Source organism: Streptomyces huiliensis (genome assembly GCF_020037025.1).
GTDB lineage: Bacteria > Actinomycetota > Actinomycetes > Streptomycetales > Streptomycetaceae > Streptomyces > Streptomyces huiliensis.
The window spans coordinates 1-19079 of record NZ_JAIQLH010000063.1 but is presented as its reverse complement, the minus strand read 5'-3'; the positions used below and the strand labels follow the sequence as shown (position 1 = coordinate 19079).

Annotated in this window: 12 protein-coding genes; 2 read left to right on the top strand and 10 right to left on the bottom strand. The window is 74.3% G+C overall.

Annotated features, from left to right (window positions below; translation table 11 throughout):
- Positions 1–2: 2 nt before the first annotated feature.
- The 4 genes from JNW98_RS13675 to nrdR form a co-directional block, all read right to left on the bottom strand.
- A complete protein-coding gene (locus JNW98_RS13675) occupies positions 3–608 on the bottom strand; it encodes a YdbC family protein (RefSeq protein WP_223768457.1) in 606 nt (201 codons plus the stop codon).
- A gap of 408 nt (positions 609–1016) precedes the next feature.
- Positions 1017–1334 carry a hypothetical protein gene (locus JNW98_RS13670; RefSeq protein ID WP_223768456.1) on the bottom strand — a complete coding sequence of 106 codons (318 nt, stop codon included), beginning with the start codon at positions 1332–1334 and terminating at the stop codon, positions 1017–1019.
- 233 nt (positions 1335–1567) lie between these two features.
- Entirely contained in the window at positions 1568–4435 is a 2868-nt protein-coding gene (locus tag JNW98_RS13665; protein WP_223768455.1) for a vitamin B12-dependent ribonucleotide reductase, read from the bottom strand.
- Between the two features lie 118 nt (positions 4436–4553).
- A complete protein-coding gene (gene nrdR / locus JNW98_RS13660; protein ID WP_223768454.1) occupies positions 4554–5108 on the bottom strand; it encodes a transcriptional regulator NrdR in 555 nt (184 codons plus the stop codon).
- A gap of 855 nt (positions 5109–5963) precedes the next feature.
- On the opposite strand from nrdR, the gene lexA reads away from it, so the two are divergent.
- Positions 5964–6749 carry a transcriptional repressor LexA gene (gene lexA, locus JNW98_RS13655; RefSeq protein WP_223768453.1) on the top strand — a complete coding sequence of 262 codons (786 nt, stop codon included), beginning with the start codon at positions 5964–5966 and terminating at the stop codon, positions 6747–6749.
- A gap of 314 nt (positions 6750–7063) precedes the next feature.
- Here lexA and JNW98_RS13650 read toward each other — a convergent pair whose 3' ends face one another.
- The 3 genes from JNW98_RS13650 to JNW98_RS36160 all read right to left on the bottom strand — a co-directional run bounded on the left by JNW98_RS13650 (position 7064) and on the right by JNW98_RS36160 (position 13769).
- On the bottom strand, positions 7064–9076 hold the full coding sequence (locus JNW98_RS13650; RefSeq protein WP_223768452.1) for an ATP-dependent DNA helicase: 2013 nt from the start codon (positions 9074–9076) through the stop codon (positions 7064–7066).
- A gap of 94 nt (positions 9077–9170) precedes the next feature.
- Positions 9171–11048: an IucA/IucC family protein gene (locus JNW98_RS13645; RefSeq protein WP_223768451.1), complete on the bottom strand. Its 1878-nt coding sequence runs from the start codon at positions 11046–11048 to the stop codon at positions 9171–9173.
- Between the two features lie 21 nt (positions 11049–11069).
- The gene (locus JNW98_RS36160) at positions 11070–13769 is read right to left on the bottom strand and encodes an aminotransferase class III-fold pyridoxal phosphate-dependent enzyme (RefSeq protein WP_308015595.1); all 2700 of its coding nucleotides are present in this window, start codon (positions 13767–13769) and stop codon (positions 11070–11072) included.
- 275 nt (positions 13770–14044) lie between these two features.
- Between JNW98_RS36160 and JNW98_RS13635 the strand changes: the two genes are divergently transcribed.
- On the top strand, positions 14045–15271 hold the full coding sequence (locus JNW98_RS13635; RefSeq protein WP_223768450.1) for a trypsin-like serine peptidase: 1227 nt from the start codon (positions 14045–14047) through the stop codon (positions 15269–15271).
- Between the two features lie 69 nt (positions 15272–15340).
- Here JNW98_RS13635 and hflX read toward each other — a convergent pair whose 3' ends face one another.
- The 3 genes from hflX to JNW98_RS13620 all read right to left on the bottom strand — a co-directional run.
- Positions 15341–16828, bottom strand: a complete 1488-nt coding sequence (hflX, locus tag JNW98_RS13630; protein ID WP_223768449.1) for a GTPase HflX — start codon at positions 16826–16828, stop codon at positions 15341–15343.
- A gap of 146 nt (positions 16829–16974) precedes the next feature.
- Positions 16975–18459, bottom strand: a complete 1485-nt coding sequence (locus JNW98_RS13625; RefSeq protein WP_223768448.1) for a M1 family metallopeptidase — start codon at positions 18457–18459, stop codon at positions 16975–16977.
- Between the two features lie 149 nt (positions 18460–18608).
- Positions 18609–19079: ACT domain-containing protein (locus tag JNW98_RS13620; RefSeq protein ID WP_223768447.1), on the bottom strand; the 471-nt coding region annotated here is incomplete at its 5' end.

The window sequence follows — 19079 nt, the reverse complement described above, 5'->3', positions numbered from 1 at the left end:
CGTCACACGGTCCAGTCCGGTTCCACCCCGACGACGTCGCCGTCGACGGCCGCCACGTCCGCCTCCATCTGAGCGCGCGCCGCCAGCCGCTCCACGCGCTCCGCGCGGTATTTCCCGTGCTCGGCCTCGGAGTTCCACATCGAGAGGACCAGGAACTCCGGGCCCGGCGCGGCGCCGAGCATGCCGCGCAGCATCCCGGGCGAGCCCGCCATCGCCGGGTTCCACACCTTCTCCTGCATGGCGCGGAAGTGCTCCTCCCGCTCCTCCCGGACCCGGCAGTGCGCGATCCGCACCACGTCCGCGTCCGTGAACTCCGGGCGGAATCCCACCTTCACGTCCAGACAGTGCTCGAACAGCCGCACCCGGAGGTCCCTGTACGTACCCGCCTGGGCCGCCGCCAGCCGGTCGTGCGATCGCGCCATGAAGGAGTCGTAGAACGCCCTGCTCTCCCAGAACCCGAAGAGGTGCACCACGTCGGGCCGGCTCCGGCTCCATCCACCCCCCTGGCTCAGGAAACCCGGCTCACCCAGCAGCCCCGCCCACTTCCGCTGCGCCCGGTCGAAGCCCCGGCGGTCCACCACGACGCAGCGAATCCACTTGATCAGCACCACGTCATCGTACGGCGCCGGAAGTGGCCCGCATCACGCCGCGAACGAGCGCCGCCGGGCGGCCCGCGCGGTGCGTCGGCGTCCGGTCGCGCCCCACCGCGCGGCTCCGATCCCGGAGTCAACTTCCGTCACCCCGCTCACCGTTCACCGGCGGCGCCACCGGAGCGCACCCCCGGCCCGGCCTCCGTTCTTCGCACCTCCGCATCCGCTCGCTACATCACGTCCCGTAGACGCGAGGGGAGTTCACCTGCGTCAAGGCGCCCACGCGCTGACAGGTGGTTCCGCACGGTCCCCTCGGACAGGTAAGGCCTGGCGGCGAGCTCGGCGACGGCGGCGCCGGAGCGGGCCACGGCCGGCACGTCGGCTATTCCTCGGCGTCCGGCTCCCGGTCGGGGAACGCACGCAGCCTCAGCCGTGGCGCCCGGTGGTGGCGAGCCACCGCATCCGGTGGTCATCCGCCGCGAGCCCGGCGCGTGCGGTCTGGACCCACGCCTCTCGGTCGAGGTCCGAGAGGTAGGCCGCCCGAAGCACCCACTGCCGCTCCGCGGTGCACCCGGCGGCCTCAGGAGACTCCGTGGTCAGGTGCTGGGCGAGCAGGGCGGTCGTGAAGTGGTCGGAGAGCAGCCCGATCGTTTGGATCATCGGGATGTCGTCGGCCGTTCCCACGGCGGCGAGCAGGGCGAGGCCGACGGTGACCGCGCATCGATCGGTCCCGTGCCGGACCAACCGGCGTCCCGGTCGGCGAACGCGTTCTCCGTCCGCCCGGAATCCACCGCACGGCGCCCGCGAGCGACAGACCCGGCGCGGTCAAGGTCTCCGGGCCCGGGCGCCGGTCGCGCCGCCCTGGTCAGCGACACGGCGAAGGGGACCGGCCGACGGCCGGTCCCCTTCGTGAGCTGCTGGTCAGCTACGTGCGCGGACTACGTCGGACGTGGCATCCGACGCGGCTCCGCCCGGCGTCAGCTGCAGCCGCTGGTCGAGCCGCAGCCCTCGCACAGGTAGCAGCTGCCCGCGCGGCGCATCTTGGTGCCGCAGGAGAAGCAGAGCGGGGCGTCCGCGTTCAGGCCGAGCTGCATCTCCATCAGTTCGGTGGAGTTGTGCGGCTGCTTCGGCGCCGGGACGGCGGCCGCGGCGGGGGCGGCCTCCGGCTTCGGGACCTCCACCTGGCGCGGGGCCGACTGGGCGAGGCTCTCGACGTCCATGTCCTCGTCGGACGGCTCGTAGGAGCCGGTGTCGAGGTGGCGCTGGCGCTCCTCGGCCGAGTGGATGCCGAGCGCCGAGCGGGTCTCGAACGGCAGGAAGTCCAGCGCGAGGCGGCGGAAGATGTAGTCGACGATCGACTGCGCCATCCGCACGTCCGGGTCGTCCGTCATGCCGGCCGGCTCGAAGCGCATGTTGGTGAACTTCGAGACGTAGGTCTCCAGCGGCACGCCGTACTGGAGGCCCACCGAGACGGCGATGGAGAAGGCGTCCATCATGCCCGCGAGGGTCGAGCCCTGCTTGGACATCTTCAGGAAGACCTCGCCCAGGCCGTCGTCCGGGTAGGAGTTGGCCGTCATGTAGCCCTCGGCGCCGCCGACCGTGAAGGAGGTGGTGATCCCCGGGCGGCCCTTCGGGAGGCGCTTGCGGACCGGGCGGTACTCGACGACCTTCTCGGCCACCGCGGGAACGACCTCGGCCTTCTTCTCCTCCTTCTTCTTGGCGGAGAGCGGCTGGCCGACCTTGCAGTTGTCGCGGTAGATCGCGAGGGCCTTCAGGCCCATCTTCCAGCCCTCGAAGTAGACCTCCTCGACCTCCTCGACGGTGGCCGACTCGGGCAGGTTGACGGTCTTGGAGATCGCGCCGGAGAGGAACGGCTGCGCGGCGGCCATCATGCGCACGTGGCCCATGGCGGAGATCGCGCGCTCGCCCATGGCGCAGTCGAAGACCTCGTAGTGCTCGGCCTTCAGGCCCGGGGCGTCGATCACGTTGCCGTGCTCGGCGATGTGGGCGACGATCGCCTCGACCTGCTCGGGCAGGTAGCCCAGGCGCTTGAGGGCCTTGGGGACCGTGTTGTTCACGATCTGCATCGAGCCGCCGCCGACGAGCTTCTTGAACTTGACCAGGGCCAGGTCCGGCTCGACGCCCGTGGTGTCGCAGTCCATCATCAGGCCGATGGTGCCGGTGGGGGCCAGCACGGACGCCTGGGCGTTGCGGAAGCCGTTCTTCTCGCCGAGGCGGATCACGTCCTGCCAGGCCTCGGTCGCCGCGGCCCAGACCGGGGTGTCCAGGTCGTCCATGCGGGTGGCGACGGTGTTGGCGTCCGCGTGCTGCTTCATGACGCGCTGGTGGGCGTCGGCGTTGCGGGCGTAACCGTCGTACGGGCCGACGATCGCGGCCAGCTCGGCGGAGCGGCGGTAGGAGGTGCCGGTCATCAGCGAGGTGATGGCGCCGGCCAGGGCGCGGCCGCCGTCGCTGTCGTAGGCGTGGCCGGTGGCCATCAGCAGGGCGCCGAGGTTGGCGTAGCCGATGCCCAGCTGGCGGAAGGCGCGGGTGGTCTCGCCGATCTTCTCGGTCGGGAAGTCGGCGAAGCAGATGGAGATGTCCATCGCCGTGATGACCAGCTCGACGACCTTGGCGAAGCGCTCGGCGTCGAACGACTGGTTGCCCTGGTCGTCGTCGCGGAGGAACTTCATCAGGTTGAGGGAGGCGAGGTTACACGAGGAGTTGTCCAGGTGCATGTACTCGCTGCACGGATTGGACGCGGTGATGCGGCCCGACTCCGGCGAGGTGTGCCAGTGGTTGATGGTGTCGTCGTACTGGATGCCCGGGTCGGCGCAGGCCCAGGCGGCCTCGGCCATCTTGCGGAAGAGCGCCTTGGCGTCGACCTCCTCGATGACCTCGCCGGTCATGCGGGAGCGCAGGCCGAACTTCGACGCGGTCTCGACGGCCTTCATGAACTCGTCGTTGACGCGGACGGAGTTGTTGGCGTTCTGGTACTGGACGGAGGTGATGTCGTCGCCGCCCAGGTCCATGTCGAACCCGGCGTCGCGCAGGGCGCGGACCTTCTCCTCCTCCTTCACCTTGGTGTCGATGAAGGCCTCGACGTCCGGGTGGTCGACGTCGAGGACGACCATCTTGGCCGCGCGGCGGGTGGCGCCACCGGACTTGATGGTGCCGGCGGAGGCGTCGGCGCCGCGCATGAACGACACCGGTCCCGAGGCGTTGCCGCCGGAGGAGAGGAGCTCCTTGGAGGAGCGGATGCGGGAGAGGTTCAGGCCGGCGCCGGAGCCGCCCTTGAAGATCATCCCCTCTTCCTTGTACCAGTCGAGGATCGACTCCATGGAGTCGTCGACGGAGAGGATGAAGCAGGCGGAGACCTGCTGCGGCTGGGCGGTGCCGACGTTGAACCAGACCGGCGAGTTGAAGCTGAACACCTGGTGGAGCAGGGCGTAGGTCAGCTCGTGCTCGAAGATCTCGGCGTCCGCCGGGGAGGCGAAGTACCCGTGCTCCTCACCGGCCTTGCGGTAGGTGAGCACCACGCGGTCGATCAGCTGGCGGAGGCTGGCCTCGCGCTCGGGGGAGCCGACCGCGCCCCGGAAGTACTTGCTCGTGACGATGTTGACCGCGTTCACCGACCAGAAGTCGGGGAACTCGACGCCGCGCTGCTCGAAGTTGATGGAGCCGTCGCGCCAGTTGGTCATGACGACGTCACGACGCTCCCAGACCACCTCGTCGTAGGGGTGCACGCCGGGGGTGGTGTGGATGCGTTCGATGCGCAGACCCTTGCCGCCCTTGTTCCCCTTGGAGCGGGAACCTCGTGCCGGGCCGCTCGTCGTCTCTGTCATGCCACGCCTCCCTCTACCGGGCGAAAACGCCCTTGTGCGCACATTTCTTCCATGGCGCGATGTGTGTCGTTCGCCCGGGTGCGCGGGGGCGCACCGGGCAGGTCTCGTATGGAGCCGCTCAGTCGGCGGCCGTGGCGGGCGCGGGGACGTCCAGGTCCCCGCCGCGACCGCCGGCGTCCTTCACGGGGCCGTCCCGGCCCTCCTGGCCGGCGCCGTCGGGGGCGCCGGGAATGCTGTCACGCAGTTCGGCGACGGCCGCCTCGAAGTCCTCGAGCGAGTCGAACGCCTGGTACACGGACGCGAACCGCAGATAGGCCACGAGGTCGAGGTCCTTGAGCGGGCCGAGTATGGCGAGTCCGACGTCGTGCGTGGTGAGCTCGGCGCTGCCGGTGGCGCGCACGGCCTCCTCGACCCGCTGGCCGAGCTTGGCCAGGGCGTCCTCGGTGACGGGGCGGCCCTGGCACGCCTTCCGCACGCCGGAGATCACCTTGGTGCGGCTGAACGGCTCGGTCACCCCGCTCCGCTTGATCACCATCAGGGACGCGGTCTCGACCGTCGTGAACCTGCGGGAGCAGTCGGGGCACTGGCGGCGCCTGCGAATCGAGCAGCCGTCGTCCGTGGTCCGGCTGTCGACGACTCTGCTGTCGGGGTGCCTGCAGAAGGGGCAGTGCATGGCTCTCCACCTTCCTTCACCCTCGACGAGATCCCCGGGAGACCCGGGGGACGTGCACGATCCACGGCTCCGGCCGGCCCTGGCGACAGGGCCCCGTGAAGCAGCCCCAAGCATAGGCGATGGCCATGGGTGGGGATGACCGGGATCGGCCACCGACCACAACTTGTGGGCGGCTGCCGCAATCAAACCACTAGATCTGGTGTCCGGTCGCCAAGCGGGCCCAGCGCGTGTCGCGGGGCCGCGGCGGGGGACGGCCCGCACGGAGGGCCCGAAATGCGGCCCCGGAGCGGCGTCGGACGGCCGCCAGGAGGCCGCGGGACGGGGCGGGCGCCGGGGTGGGTGCACGGCCCGCCGAGAGGCCGGTGGACGGCCGTCCGCGGGGCCGGCGGACTCGGGTGCGGGACGGCCGCGACAGGCTGGGGTGCGCGACGAGCCGGACAACCTCGGACCGGTCTCGGAGCGGACCACAGGGCCGACCTCGGAGCGGACCGCAGGGCCGACGTCGAGGGTACGCGAGCGGGGCCGGCGGGACCCCTCGGGGGCGGGGGGCGTCCGGGCGGATGCCACACTGGTGCGGCCGGACCGTGAATTGCGGGAATTACCGACCACCGGGAACGGCAGAGCGGGCGGAGCCCGGGAAGGGGCGATCCCCCGAATTCCCGGAATCGCGCGCGGACAAGGCGGCCCGAAGGCGGCGGAAGGCCAGTCGCGAGCTGAATTGATCTTCGCTCGTACACCCTCACGCCTGATCAAGTCAGCGAATCAGCGATATTTCACTCGAACGTGTGTTTGGCGCAACCTTTCGAAAGCAACTACCGTTGTCCAGCTAGGGAGAACATTTCGAGAGGGGCCGACGTGACCACCACCGCAAACAGCGCCACCATCACCGCCCAGGACCGCTCCCAGAACCGACTCGACCAGACACACCCGATGAACGACACCAGTATGAACAGCGAGGGCCAGAAGCCGGCCCGTTCGCTTCCCGGGCGGCCACCCGGAATCCGCGCGGACAGCTCCGGTCTCACCGACCGGCAGCGGCGCGTCATCGAGGTCATCCGGGACTCGGTGCAGCGGCGCGGCTACCCACCGTCCATGCGCGAGATCGGCCAGGCGGTGGGGCTCTCCAGCACCTCCTCGGTCGCGCACCAGCTGATGGCGCTGGAGCGCAAGGGCTTCCTGCGCAGGGATCCGCACCGCCCCCGCGCCTACGAGGTGCGCGGCTCCGACCAGCCCAGCTCCCAGCCGACGGACACCACCGGCAAACCCGCCGCGTCCTACGTCCCGCTCGTCGGCCGGATCGCCGCCGGCGGCCCGATCCTCGCGGAGGAGTCGGTCGAGGACGTGTTCCCCCTCCCCCGGCAGCTGGTGGGCGACGGCGAGCTGTTCGTCCTCAAGGTGGTCGGCGACTCCATGATCGAGGCCGCCATCTGCGACGGGGACTGGGTGACGGTCCGCCGCCAGCCGGTCGCGGAGAACGGTGACATCGTGGCCGCGATGCTCGACGGGGAAGCGACGGTCAAGCGCTTCCGGCGCGAGGACGGCCACGTGTGGCTGCTGCCGCACAACGCCGCGTACCAGCCCATCCCCGGCGACGAGGCGACGATCCTGGGCAAGGTCGTGGCCGTACTGCGGCGGGTCTGAGCGGACCGAGACCGGGCCCCGGAATCACTGCGCCGGTTCCGGGGCTCTCCCCTGTCCGCGGAGCGGATCCGTCCACAGAGCCGGCCCGGAGTTCCCCGCGCCCTTTCCGCACGGGAAGCGGGGAACTCCGTGTGGGAAGCGGGGAACGGATCGCGTCCTGAATTCCGGCCCCCGCATTGCGAACGGAAATACCGCAACGGCGGTTCACCGTCCGGTACTCCGCACCGACTCGCGCGGTTCGGCGGGGCTCCCGTCCGACGCATCCCACACACCCGGCCCACCGGCCGGGCGAGGTGACGATCGACGCGACGGGCTCAGCGATTCTCCGCCTTGGCCGCCGCGTCGATGGCCGCCAGCGAGCGGCGGACCTGATTGCGGTCGGTCGTGTACCAGAAATCCGGCAGCGAAGAGCGCAGGAACGACCCGTACCGCGCCGTCGCCAGCCGCGGGTCGAGCACCGCCACCACGCCCCGGTCGCCCGTGGCCCGGACCAGTCGCCCCGCGCCCTGGGCCATCAGCAGGGCCGCGTGCGTCGCGGCGACGGACATGAAGCCGTTGCCGCCCGCCTGCTCCACCGCCCGCTGCCGGGCGCTCATCAGCGGGTCGTCGGGGCGCGGGAAGGGCACCCGGTCCATCACGACCAGCTGGCAGCTGGGCCCCGGCACGTCGACGCCCTGCCAGAGCGAGAGGGTGCCGAAAAGACACGTCTCCGGGTCGGCGGCGAAGTTCTTGATCAGCTCGCCGAGGGTGTCCTCGCCCTGGAGCAGGATCGGCGTGTCGAGCCGCCCGCGCAGCGCCTCGGCCGCGGCCTGGGCGGCGCGCATCGACGAGAAGAGGCCGAGCGTCCGTCCGCCCGCCGCCTGGATGAGCTCGGTCAGCTCGTCGAGCATGTCGGCCCGGCCGCCCTCCCGGCCGGGCTGGGACAGGTGCCGGGCGACGTAGAGGATGCCCTGCTTGGGGTAGTCGAACGGCGAGCCGACGTCCACGCCCTTCCACTCGGGCAGGTCCTCGCCGGTGACGCCCTCGGGGGCGAGACCGAGCGAGGCGCCGACGCCGTTGAAGTCGCCGCCGAGCTTGAGCGTGGCCGAGGTGAGGACCACGGACCGCTCGCTGAAGAGCTTCTCCCGCAGCAGCCCGGAGACCGAGAGCGGGGCCACCCGAAGGGACGCGCCGTAACGGTCGTGCCGCTCGTACCAGACCACGTCGTACTCGGAGCCGGCCACGATGCGCTCCGCGACCGCGTGCACGTTCTCCACCGCGGCGAGCGCCTGCTTGCGGACGGCGTCCTCATCCTGGACGGACTTGTCGCGCGTCGTGCCGAGCGCCGAGACGACCGTCCGCGCCGCGTCCCGCAGCGACACCAGGGCGTAGCCGAGGTCCTCGGGAATCTCCTCAAGACGCCCGGGCAGGGCCAGCTCCATCAGCCGCTCGAAGCTCTCGGCGGCCGTCTGGAGGGCGTCGGCCACCTTCTCGTCGACCAGCTTGGCCGCGCGCCGGACGGCCTGGTTGACGCGGCCCGGCGTGAGCTCGCCGGTGGCGACGCCGGTGACGCGGGAGACCAGCTCGTGCGCCTCGTCGACGATCAGCACCTCGTGCTGGGGCAGCACCGGCGCGCCCTCGATGGCGTCGATGGCCAGCAGGGCGTGGTTGGTGACGACGACGTCGGCGAGCTTGGCCCGCTCCCGGGCCGCCTCCGCGAAGCACTCCGCGCCGTAGGCGCACTTCGAGGCGGACAGGCACTCCCGCGAGGTGACCGAGACCTGGGACCAGGCGCGGTCGGAGACGCCCGGCGTGAGGTCGTCCCGGTCGCCGGTCTCCGTCTCGTCGGACCAGTCGCGCAGCCGGAGCAGGTCCTTGCCGAGCTTGCTGGTGGGGGCGGCCGACTCGAAGGGGTCGAAGAGGCCGTCTTCCTCCTCCTGCGGCACGCCCTCGTGCAGCCGGTGCAGGCAGAGGTAGTTGGAGCGGCCCTTGAGCATGGCGAACTCGGGGCGCCTGCGCAGCAGCGGGTGCAGGGCCTCGACGGTCCGCGGCAGGTCGCGCTCGACGAGCTGGCGCTGGAGCGCGAGCGTCGCGGTGGCGACCACCACCCGCTCCCCGTGCGCCAGGGCGGGCACGAGGTAGCCGAGGGACTTGCCGGTGCCCGTCCCCGCCTGGACGAGCAGGTGCGAGGTGCCGTCGACGGCCTCGGCGACCGCCTCGGCCATGGCAACCTGGCCGGGGCGCTCGGTGCCGCCGACCGCGGCGACGGCCGCGTGCAGCAGGGCGGTGAGGTCGGGCCGGGACCCGGACGGGGCGGGGGACGCGGAGGGCGTGGGGGTGGCAGTCATAGCCTCTCCAGCCTACGGGGCGGCACCGACATCGCGGGCCCCGTCCGCGACAACCGCCCCACGCCGCCGCCCGCCGGCGTCTCCTCCGCCGCGCTCATCGCCCGGGCGCGGCAAGGGGGTTGGCGATCGTGACGTACGGCGGCCCGGCAGCGTCCCCGGCCAGCTCGCCCAGCAGGTGGGCCGGGCAGCGCAGGGTGGGCGCGTCCAGCAGGCGGCGCGGCAGGGACGAGCGGGTGGCGTCCGGCCCGGTGGCGGCGCGGGCCAGGAACCGGCGGAGGGCCGCCAGCAGGATCCGCTCGTCGGCGAGCCGCTGGGAGCCGAACGCGCCGACGAGACCGAGGACGTTGTCGCAGCCCAGGTCGTGGGCGAACCGCTCGTCGGCCGCGCCGTCCGGCAGGAACGCCTCCGCTTCGTCCGCGGCGGGGGCCGGGAGCCGGGCGGCGAGCGCGTCCCGGACGGACTCGCGGAACGCGGCGAGCTGCCCGCCGCGGTACCGGCCGCCGACCGGCCAGCCGTCCCGGTCCAGCAGGACGAGGGTGTTCTGCTGGTGCGCGGCCAGCACGACGCCCGCCTCGCCGTCGAGCCAGAGGAGCGGGCGGACGACCGCCCCGAGGTAGCGCAGGAACCATTCGACGGCGATCACCGCGACCGGGCGGCCGGTGCGCAGGGCGAGCCGGTGGACGGTCTCGGCGAGCCGGGAGGAGACGGCCGGGTGCCCGGCCGGTGCCGTGCGGCCCGGCCAGGGGCGGAGCGAGGTCAGCCCGGCGAGGCAGACGGCGTCGTCACCGGGGCCGAAGGGGTTGTGCCGGAGGACGGCGGCGAGGCCGGGCGCGGGGCCGCCGCCGGGGGTGTCGACGGCGAGCCAGGCGGGGTCGCGGACCACGTCAAAGCCCAGGCCGCCCGGGCAGGCCGCGCGCCAGCGCTCGGCGAGGCCGCCGCGCAGCAGCCGGTGCAGGGCGACGCCGCGGCGCAGCTCCGCCCGGCTCGGCTCGCGGGTGCGGCCGGCGAGGCGCACGCCCAGCGCGAGCTTGAGCATCACCGGGGCGTCCGGCCGGTGCACGGTGCGGACGGACGAGGTCGGGTACCAGGGCGCGCCGTGCGGCCCGAGATCGTGGACGAGTCCGGCGTCGAGGAGCTCGGCCACGGCGGGGCGGCAGCGGACGTCGCGGGCCTGCCAGGGGTGGAGCGGCAGCGGCACGGTGTCCGGCGGGAGGTGCGGCCCGGGGTCCTGGGGCAGGAGGCGGGCCGCGAGCGTCGCCGCCTCGACGGGCCGGCCGCGTTCCGTCCAGGCCGAGTCGGCGGCCAGGACGGACCGGTGGACGGCCAGCCAGTGCAGCGGGAAACCGCCCCGGCACTCGGGCGCGTAGCGCGGGGACTCGGCGGCGGTGAATCCTTCGCGGCTCTGGGGCGCGGGGTGCCAGGGATGCCCCAGGAACGACGCCTGCTCGCCGTGCAGGAACAGGGCGTCGGTGGCGGGATCGGCCGGGCGGGCCCGGCGCTCCTCTACGAACACCGCCGTCCGGCGCACCGAGTCGGCGACCCGTCCGACCAGCCCGGCGACGTACCCCCGGCCCCTGGCGTACGCGGCCTCGCGGCCGAGGAGCGCGGCCAGGGTGACGGCGTCGAGCGCCGGTGCGCCGTCCGGGGCGTTCAGCAGCGTCGGAGCGCCGAAGCGGTGCCGCCCGGTGGGCGACCAGTAGCGCACGGGGACGTGCAGGACGATCCCGCCGGCGGCGAGTGGCAGCTGCAGACAGCCGCCGGGCGGCCGGTCGACGTCGTGCTCGCGCACCCAGCAGCGCAGGAGACCGTCGACGGCGGCGCTGTCCGCGGCGGTCGCGGGATCGGGATGGTCAAGGGGGTCGGCGGGCGCGCCGGGCGCCGACCAGGGCTGCCCGCCGTTCCGCGGTACGGGACGGGGTGTGCTCGGGCGTGCCGGGGCCGGGATCACCGACGTGGCGGGGCGTGCGTTCATACGGTGCGGCGGGCCGGGCCGTCAGGCCGGGGCCTCGCCTGCCTCCTTCCGCGGGCTGACGGACTGCCGTGGGGCGACGGGCGGCCGCGGGGCGACGGCCGTGCCGGACGCGAGGTCCTGCCGGAGCGCGCGGGGCCCGGCGGCCGGGCCGGCAGCCCTGGGCGGGGGCGCCTCGGGGAGCACGGCACCCGGGGAGGCGGTGCCGACGGACTCGATGTCCACGGACACGATGTCCTGACGGAACACGCGGGGCCCGGCGGCCGGGGTCGCGGCCCCGGGCGGGGGCGCCTCGGGGAGCACGGCGGCCGGGGAGGCGGTGCCGACGGACTCGATGTCCACGGACGCCATGCCCTGACGGAACACGCGGGGCCCGGCGGCCGGGGTCGCGGCCCCGGGCGGGGGCGCCTCGGGGAGCACGGCGGCCGGGGAGGCGGTGCCGACGGACTCGATGTCCACGGACGCCATGCCCTGACGGAACACGCGGGGCCCGGCGGCCGGGGTCGCGGCCCCGGGCGGGGGCGCCTCGGGGAGCACGGCGGCCGGGGAGGCGGTGCCGACGGACTCGATGTCCACGGACGCCATGCCCTGACGGAACACGCGGGGCCCGGCGGCCGGGGTCGCGGCCCCGGGCGGGGGCGCCTCGGGGAGCACGGCGGCCGGGGAGGCGGTGCCGACGGACTCGATGTCCACGGACGCCATGCCCTGACGGAACACGCGGGGCCCGGCGGCCGGGGTCGCGGCCCCGGGCGGGGGCGCCTCGGGGAGCACGGCGGCCGGGGAGGCGGTGCCGACGGACTCGATGTCCACGGACGCCATGCCCTGACGGAACACGCGGGGCCCGGCGGCCGGGGTCGCGGCCCCGGGCGGGGGCGCCTCGGGGAGCACGGCGGCCGGGGAGGCGGTGCCGACGGACTCGATGTCCACGGACGCCATGCCCTGACGGAACACGCGGGGCCCGGCGGCCGGGGTCGCGGCCCCGGGCGGGGGCGCCTCGGGGAGCACGGCGGCCGGGGAGGCGGTGCCGACGGACGTGGTGTCCTCCGGCAAGGCGCGCGGCCCGGGCCGTGTCCAGTGGGCCGCCCGGGCCTCCGGCGGCGGTACCTCACCCGGCAGCGGCGCGGGGGGCGTCCGGGTGGCAGCGGAAGGGCTGTGCCCCTCCGTCCCCTCGGCGCCCCCTCCGGACACCGGCGAGCCGTCTCCCGCGACGGAGCCCGCCCCGGACGCGGGCGCCTGCTCCGGCACCGCGCGTTCCCCGTCCCCGACCGCCACCAGACCTCCCGCCCCCGACGCGCGGGGCCGTGCGCGTCCGCCGGGTCGGGCCGGGGCCGGCCCGCCGGCCTCCACCGGTCCGCCCGCCCGAGGGCCCCCGCACACAGCGCCGACCGCGTCGGTGAAGCGGTCGAGTACGGCCTCCGCCTGGTCGTCGGTGAGGGTGAGGGGTGGCAGGAGGCGCAGCAGGCGGGGGTCGGTGCCGTCCGTTCCGACGAGGAGGCCGCGGCGGAGGCAGGCCCGGCGGACCGCCTCGGCCGTGGCGGCGTCGGCGCAGGTGACGTCCAGCAGCAGACCGCGGCCGTGCACGGCGTCGACCGCGTCGCGGTCGGCGACGGCCCGGCGGAGCCGCGAGAGCATCCGCGCTCCCAGAGCCGCGGCCCGTGGGACCAGGCCGTTCTCCCGGACGTACCGCAGCGTGGCCGCGCCGGCCGCCATGGCGAGCCGGTTGCCGTGCGCGTCCCGCTCCTGGTGGGCGGCGGGCACGTCGTGGACGAGGAGGGCGAGCGGCAGTCCGCCGCCGATCGCGCCCGCCAGGACCATCACGTCGGGGACGCGGCCCGTGTGCTCCACGCCCCAGAAGACGCCCGTGCGGCCGAGGCCGGTGCACGTCTCGTCGGCGATGAGGAGGGTACGGTCGCGGGCGCCGGGGACGGTTCCGGCCAGGCCCTCGGCGCGGGCGGTGGCAGGGTCACGAAGCGGCGCGCCGTCTCTCCCGCCCCCGCCGGGCTGTGCCCCGACGAGCGTCCAGGCCGCCTCGGCGTCGCGAGTCGGGCGGTCCCCCGCTCCTTCCTCACCGGATCCGGCCCCGGGAGGCCCGAGGAGCGCCCGGGCGGTCGCCCCGCCGCCGGCCGGGGCCTCGCCTCCCCCGTCCCCGTCGGGTCCGGCCCCCGAGCGGCCGGTGAGCGTCCGGGCGGCGGCGAGGTCGCGCGCCCTGGAGAAGCCGTCGCCGCCCGCGCCGCCGAAAGCCCCCGCGGCCGTACGGACAGCGGCGAGGTCACCGCCCCGGGACCCGTCGGCGTCCCCCTCACCGGAGGCACCGACGGTCTCGACGAGCGCCCCGGCGCCGCCCGCCAGCGCCCGCGCCACCGCGAGCGCCGCCTCCCGGGTGGGTGCGCAGAAGCGGAGGCGGGCGCGGTCCGCCAGCCGTCCGGGCAGGACGGCCCGCAGCTCGTCGGCGAACACCTCGGCCGGCGGGACCCCGCGGGCGAGCGCGGAGCGGACGGCCTCGCGCACCACCGGGTGGTGGTGGCCGAGGACGAGCGCGCCGCCGCCGGGGAAGCAGTCGAGGTAGCGGCGGCCGTCGGCCGCCTCGACCGTCAGGCCTCGGGTGCGCGCCGGGACGACGGGCAGCGGGCAGGCGTACGCGCGGGCCGCGGACTCCCGGCGCGGTCCGCCCCGTCCCGCGGAGAACACCGCCGAGAGCGCCGCCGGTGGCTGGGTCAAGGCCACGACCTGTGTCCTCCTCCTGTTGAACGCCGGACGTCCCCCGTACGTACCAACGACGCCGGGCCGTCCGGATCACGGGTGCCGACAGAGAAGCGGCGGAGAAGGTGCGGCGCGTGCCACATCGGCACCGGCGTGCCGCCCCGGCCCGTCCCCCGCGGCGTCGGGCTAGGGTGTCCCTGCCCCGCCACCGGGGCGGTGCATGACAAGTCCGCCCGGACAGGTCCGCGGACGCCGACACGCACCCGCACATGTGTCACCGAACGGGGGAGAAACACTCCATGTCATCCCAACGCCCGCCCGTCGTCCGCAGGCGGGGACTCCGGCGGGGGCCGCGCACCCTGGCTGCGGTCGCCGTCGCGTCCGTGCTGGCGCTGACCGCCGCCTGCGGCCCGTCCGACGACGACGCCAAGGCCGACGGCGGCGACAAGCCCACCGCGTCGGCGAGCGCCCAGGGCCTGGACGGGTTCAAGCTGCCCAAGGGGCTCACCCTCCAGGACCTGGAGAAGTGGAAGGGCGGCGCCTGGAAGAAGTGGGACAAGGACCGGTGGCTGCGCGAGGCCCGGGACTTCATGAACCCGATCATCGAGGGCCACTGGAAGCCGGACTCGATGAAGGACGCCCGTTCCAGTGACAAGACCGTCAAGGACGCTCCGGGCACTCCCCCGGGCGGCTCGTCCCAGGGCGACCAGGGCGTCACCGATCCGGAGCCGCGGCCGGTGAAGGCCCGTGAGGTGAAGCGGCCGTACAGCGACAACGCCGCCCCGGTCGGCAAGGTCTTCTTCGACAGCCCGCAGGGCCACATGGTCTGCTCGGCGACGGTCGTCAAGGACCCGGCACACCCGGGCAAGTCCAACATGGTGTGGACGGCGGGCCACTGCGTGCACGCGGGCCAGAAGGGCGGCTGGTACCGCAACATCGCCTTCGTGCCGTCGTACAACAACCAGGGCCTGCCCGGCTCGCGGGTGAACTCCGCGCCGGTGCGGCAGGTCGCGCCGTACGGCGTGTGGTGGGCGGACTGGGCGCAGACGTCGAGCCAGTGGATCGCCCAGGGCGCGTCCAGCGGCGGCGCGGGCGCCCCGTACGACTTCGCCGTGCTGCACGTGAAGCCGGAGCAGGGCTCGGGCAAGTCGCTGGAGGAGACCGTCGGCCGCGCGCTGGCCGTGGACTTCGACGCGCCGCAGGTGAAGTCCATCCCGTCGATGGGCGCCTGGGGCTACCCGGCCGCGCCGCCGTTCGACGGCCAGCGGATGTACGACTGCATCGACCGGCCGGGGCGGCTCACCCTGGACAGCGCGCAGCCGACGATGTACCGCATCGGCTGCACGATGACCGGCGGCTCCTCGGGCGGCGGCTGGTTCCGCGTCGGCCCGGGCGGCAAGGCGGTGCTGGTGTCCAACACCTCCGTCGGCCCGTCCGACAGCCGCTGGCTCGCCGGGCCGCACCTGGGCCCGGAGGCCAAGGGCATCTACCAGGCCGTCAGCAAGAAGTTCGCGGCGACGCGCTGACGGTCCGCGTACGGCGAAGGGCCCGCTCCCGAAAGGGGGCGGGCCCTTCACTCGTGCGACTCGTGCGACTCAGGCGGCCGGGACGAACGGCCGCAGGTCCGCGGCCAGTTCCTCGTGCACCCGGGCCCGGACGAGGGTGCCCTCCGCGGTGTGCTCCTCGGAGATGATCTCGCCCTCGGAGTGGATCCGCGCGGTCAGCGACCCCTGCGTGTACGGCACCAGCGCCTCGACCTCGACCGCCGGGCGGGGCAGCCGCTCGTCGATGAGGGCGAGCAGCTCGTCGATGCCCTCGCCGGTGCGCGCGGAGACCGCGATCGCGTTTCGCTCGACGCGCAGCAGGCGCTGCAGGGTGAGCGGGTCGGCCGCGTCGGCCTTGTTGATCACGACGATCTCGGGCACGTCGAGCGCGCCCACGTCGCGGATCACCTCGCGGACCGCCGCCAGCTGCTCCTCCGGCGCCGGGTGCGAGCCGTCCACCACGTGCAGGATGAGGTCGGAGTCGCCGACCTCCTCCATGGTGGAGCGGAACGCCTCGACGAGGTGGTGCGGCAGGTGGCGGACGAAGCCGACGGTGTCGGCGAGGGTGTAGAGCCGTCCGCCGGGCGTCTCGGCCCGCCGGACGGTCGGGTCCAGGGTGGCGAACAGGGCGTTCTCCACCAGGACACCGGCGCCGGTGAGGCGGTTGAGCAGCGAGGACTTGCCGGCGTTGGTGTAGCCGGCGATGGCGACCGAGGGCACCTTGTTGCGGCGGCGCTCCTGGCGCTTGATGTCGCGCCCGGTCTTCATCTCCGCGATCTCCCGGCGCATCTTCGCCATCTTCTCGCGGATCCGCCGCCGGTCTGTCTCGATCTTGGTCTCACCGGGACCGCGGGTGGCCATGCCGCCGCCCGAGGAACCGGAGCCACCGCCACCCATCTGCCGGGACAGCGACTGGCCCCAGCCGCGCAGCCGGGGCAGCATGTACTGCATCTGCGCGAGGGCGACCTGCGCCTTGCCCTCACGGGACTTGGCGTGCTGGGCGAAGATGTCCAGGATCAGGGCGGTACGGTCGACCACCTTCACCTTGACGACGTCTTCCAGATGGATGAGCTGGCCGGGGCTGAGCTCACCGTCGCAGACGACGGTGTCGGCTCCGGACTCCAGGACGATGTCCCGCAGCTCCTGGGCCTTGCCGGAGCCGATGTACGTGGCCGGGTCCGGCTTGTCGCGGCGCTGGACCACGCCGTCGAGCACCAGGGCGCCCGCGGTCTCCGCGAGCGCGGCGAGCTCCGCCAGGGAGTTCTCGGCGTCCCGCACCGTGCCGGACGTCCAGACGCCGACCAGCACCACGCGCTCCAGGCGCAGCTGCCGGTACTCGACCTCGGTGACGTCCTCCAGCTCGGTGGACAGGCCCGCGACGCGGCGCAGGGCCGCGCGCTCGGAGCGGTCGTACTGGTCCCCGTCCCGCTCCCCGTCGATCTCGTGGCTCCAGGCGACGTCCTCTTCCATCAGGGCGTCGGCCCGAAGGCTCTCCGGGAGGCTCTGCCGGTCCTGGGGAAGGGAAGAAGTGGAGGTCATGTGATCCTTTGCTTCGTCGGGTCGTGCTGGCGCACGGTGGCGTCCCCGGGCGGGGACCCACATGTCGACAACGCCGGACCGCCTCCGGGGATTCCCGGGGCCGGCGCCCGCCGACCCGAAGATGGTCCCACGCCGCGTCGGGGCCGTCACGCCGGTTTCCGGGTGGCCTTCCAGTCCGGGTGGCCGGGCATGGGCGGGGTGGTGGTGTCGTAGAGCCAGGGGAGCAGGAAGCCGGACAGGTCCCGGTGGGCGGCCTTCGAGGCGAGGGCGACGAAGTCGGCGGTGGACACCGTCCCGTCCGCGTACCGGTCGACCCAGGCGCGCTCCAGCTCCTCGAAGGCGCGGGCGCCGATCTTCTGCCGGAGGGCGTAGAGCACCACGGCGCCGCCGTCGTAGACGACCGGCCGGAAGATGGCGACCTTCCTGCCGGGGGCGGGCTGCTTCAGGGCGGCGGGCGCGCCTCCGTCGGCGCGCATGAGGTCCGAGTACTCGTACGCCCGGCGCATCCGGTCGGCGAGCTTGCGGCCGCCCTTGTGCTCGGCGTACTCGGCCTCGTACCAGGTCGCGTGGGCCTCGTTGAGCCAGAGGTCGCCCCAGGTGCGCGGGGTGACGCTGTCGCCGAACCACTGGTGCGCCAGCTCGTGGACCATGACCGACTCCAGGTACCAGGACGGCACGGTCCGCTTGGTGAACAGGTCGCGCTCGAAGAGGGAGAGGGTCTGGGTCTCCAGCTCGAAGCCGGTCGTCGCCTCGGCCATGAGCACGCCGTAGTTCTCGAAGGGGTACCGGCCGAGCCGCCGTTCCAGCCAGGTCAGCTGCTCCGGGGTCTTCGCCACCCAGGGCGCCAGCCCGTCCCGCGCGCCGGCCGGCACCACGCTGCGCAGCGGCAGGCCGTGCGGGCCGGTGGCCTCCAGGACGGCGGAGCGGCCGATGGCGACCTGGACGAGCTCGGTGGCCATGGGGTGGCGGGTGCGGTAGGTCCAGGTGGTGGTGGCGCCCTGGGTGGTGCGCCCGGTGGCGACCCCGTTGGCGACGACGGTGAGCTCCTTGGGGGCGCGGATCCGGAAGCGGAAGTCCGCCTTCTCGGAGGGGTGGTCGCTGCCGGGGAAGACGCGATGCGCGGCGTCCGCCTGGTTGGCCATGACCAGGCCGTCCTTGGTGGTAACCCAGCCGCCCTCCCTGCCGCCCCGGGGGTCGCTGGTGTGGTGGACGGTGACCGTGAAAGGGGTGTGGCGGGGCACCGGGCGGGCCGGGGTGACGACGAGGTCCTCCTCGACGGGGGTGAACTCGGCGTGCGCCCCGTTCACCTCGATCGACCGCACGGTGCCGCGGGCGAAGTCGAGGTTGAACCGCGTCAGGCGTTCGGTGGACCGGGCCTCGATCGTGGTCACGGCGTCCAGCGGCTTGTCGTTCCCCCGGTAGTCGAAGGCGAGGGCGTAGTCGGTGACGTGGTAGCCCGGATTGCCGAGGTGGGGGAAGAGCCGGTCGCCGATGCCCAGCGGGGCGGGCGGCGGCGCGGCGGCGGTCAGGAGCAGCAGCGGCACGGCGGCGGCGAGGGCGGTGCGGCGGAGCCGGCGGCGGTGGTGAGGGGGGCGGTGGTGCGGGAGGCGGGCCTGGGGAGAGTGCGGCATGCGTCCACCGCTATCAGCGCGCCGTCGTCTCCGGGGCGCGGCGCGCGCGGTCCCACTCGTACGGGCGGTGCGCCGGGGGCGCGTACGCCTCCGGGAGCGCGGTGGCACCTGCGGTCACAACGGGGGCCGCGGCAGGGGCGCAAAGGGCGTCACAACGGCGTGGCGACCGGCCAGCCCGCGCGCCCCACGTCGTACACGCCGGGGACCCGGCGCATGGCGCGCATCAGCTCGGGCAGGTGGGCGGCGTCGGGCAGATGGAGGGTGTAGGTGTGGCGGACGCGCTGCTCGTGCGGTGGTTCGACGGCGGCCGAGATGACGGCGACGCCCTCCGCCGCGATGACCTCGGTGAGGTCGGCGAGCAGGTGCGGGCGGCTGAACGACTCGGCGCGCAGGGTGACGCGGAAGTCCCCGGGCCCGGTACCGTCCGGCCGCCGCCAGCGCACGGCGATCCGCCGCCGGCCGGCCCCGGTCATCCGCGCCACCGCCGGGCACTGGGCACGGTGCACGGTCACGGCGCCGCCGCGCACGGCGAAGCCGGTGACCTCGTCCGGGGGCACCGGGGTGCAGCAGCCGGCCAGCCGCACGCTGGCGTCCGCGAGGCCCGCCTCGGCGCAGCCGAG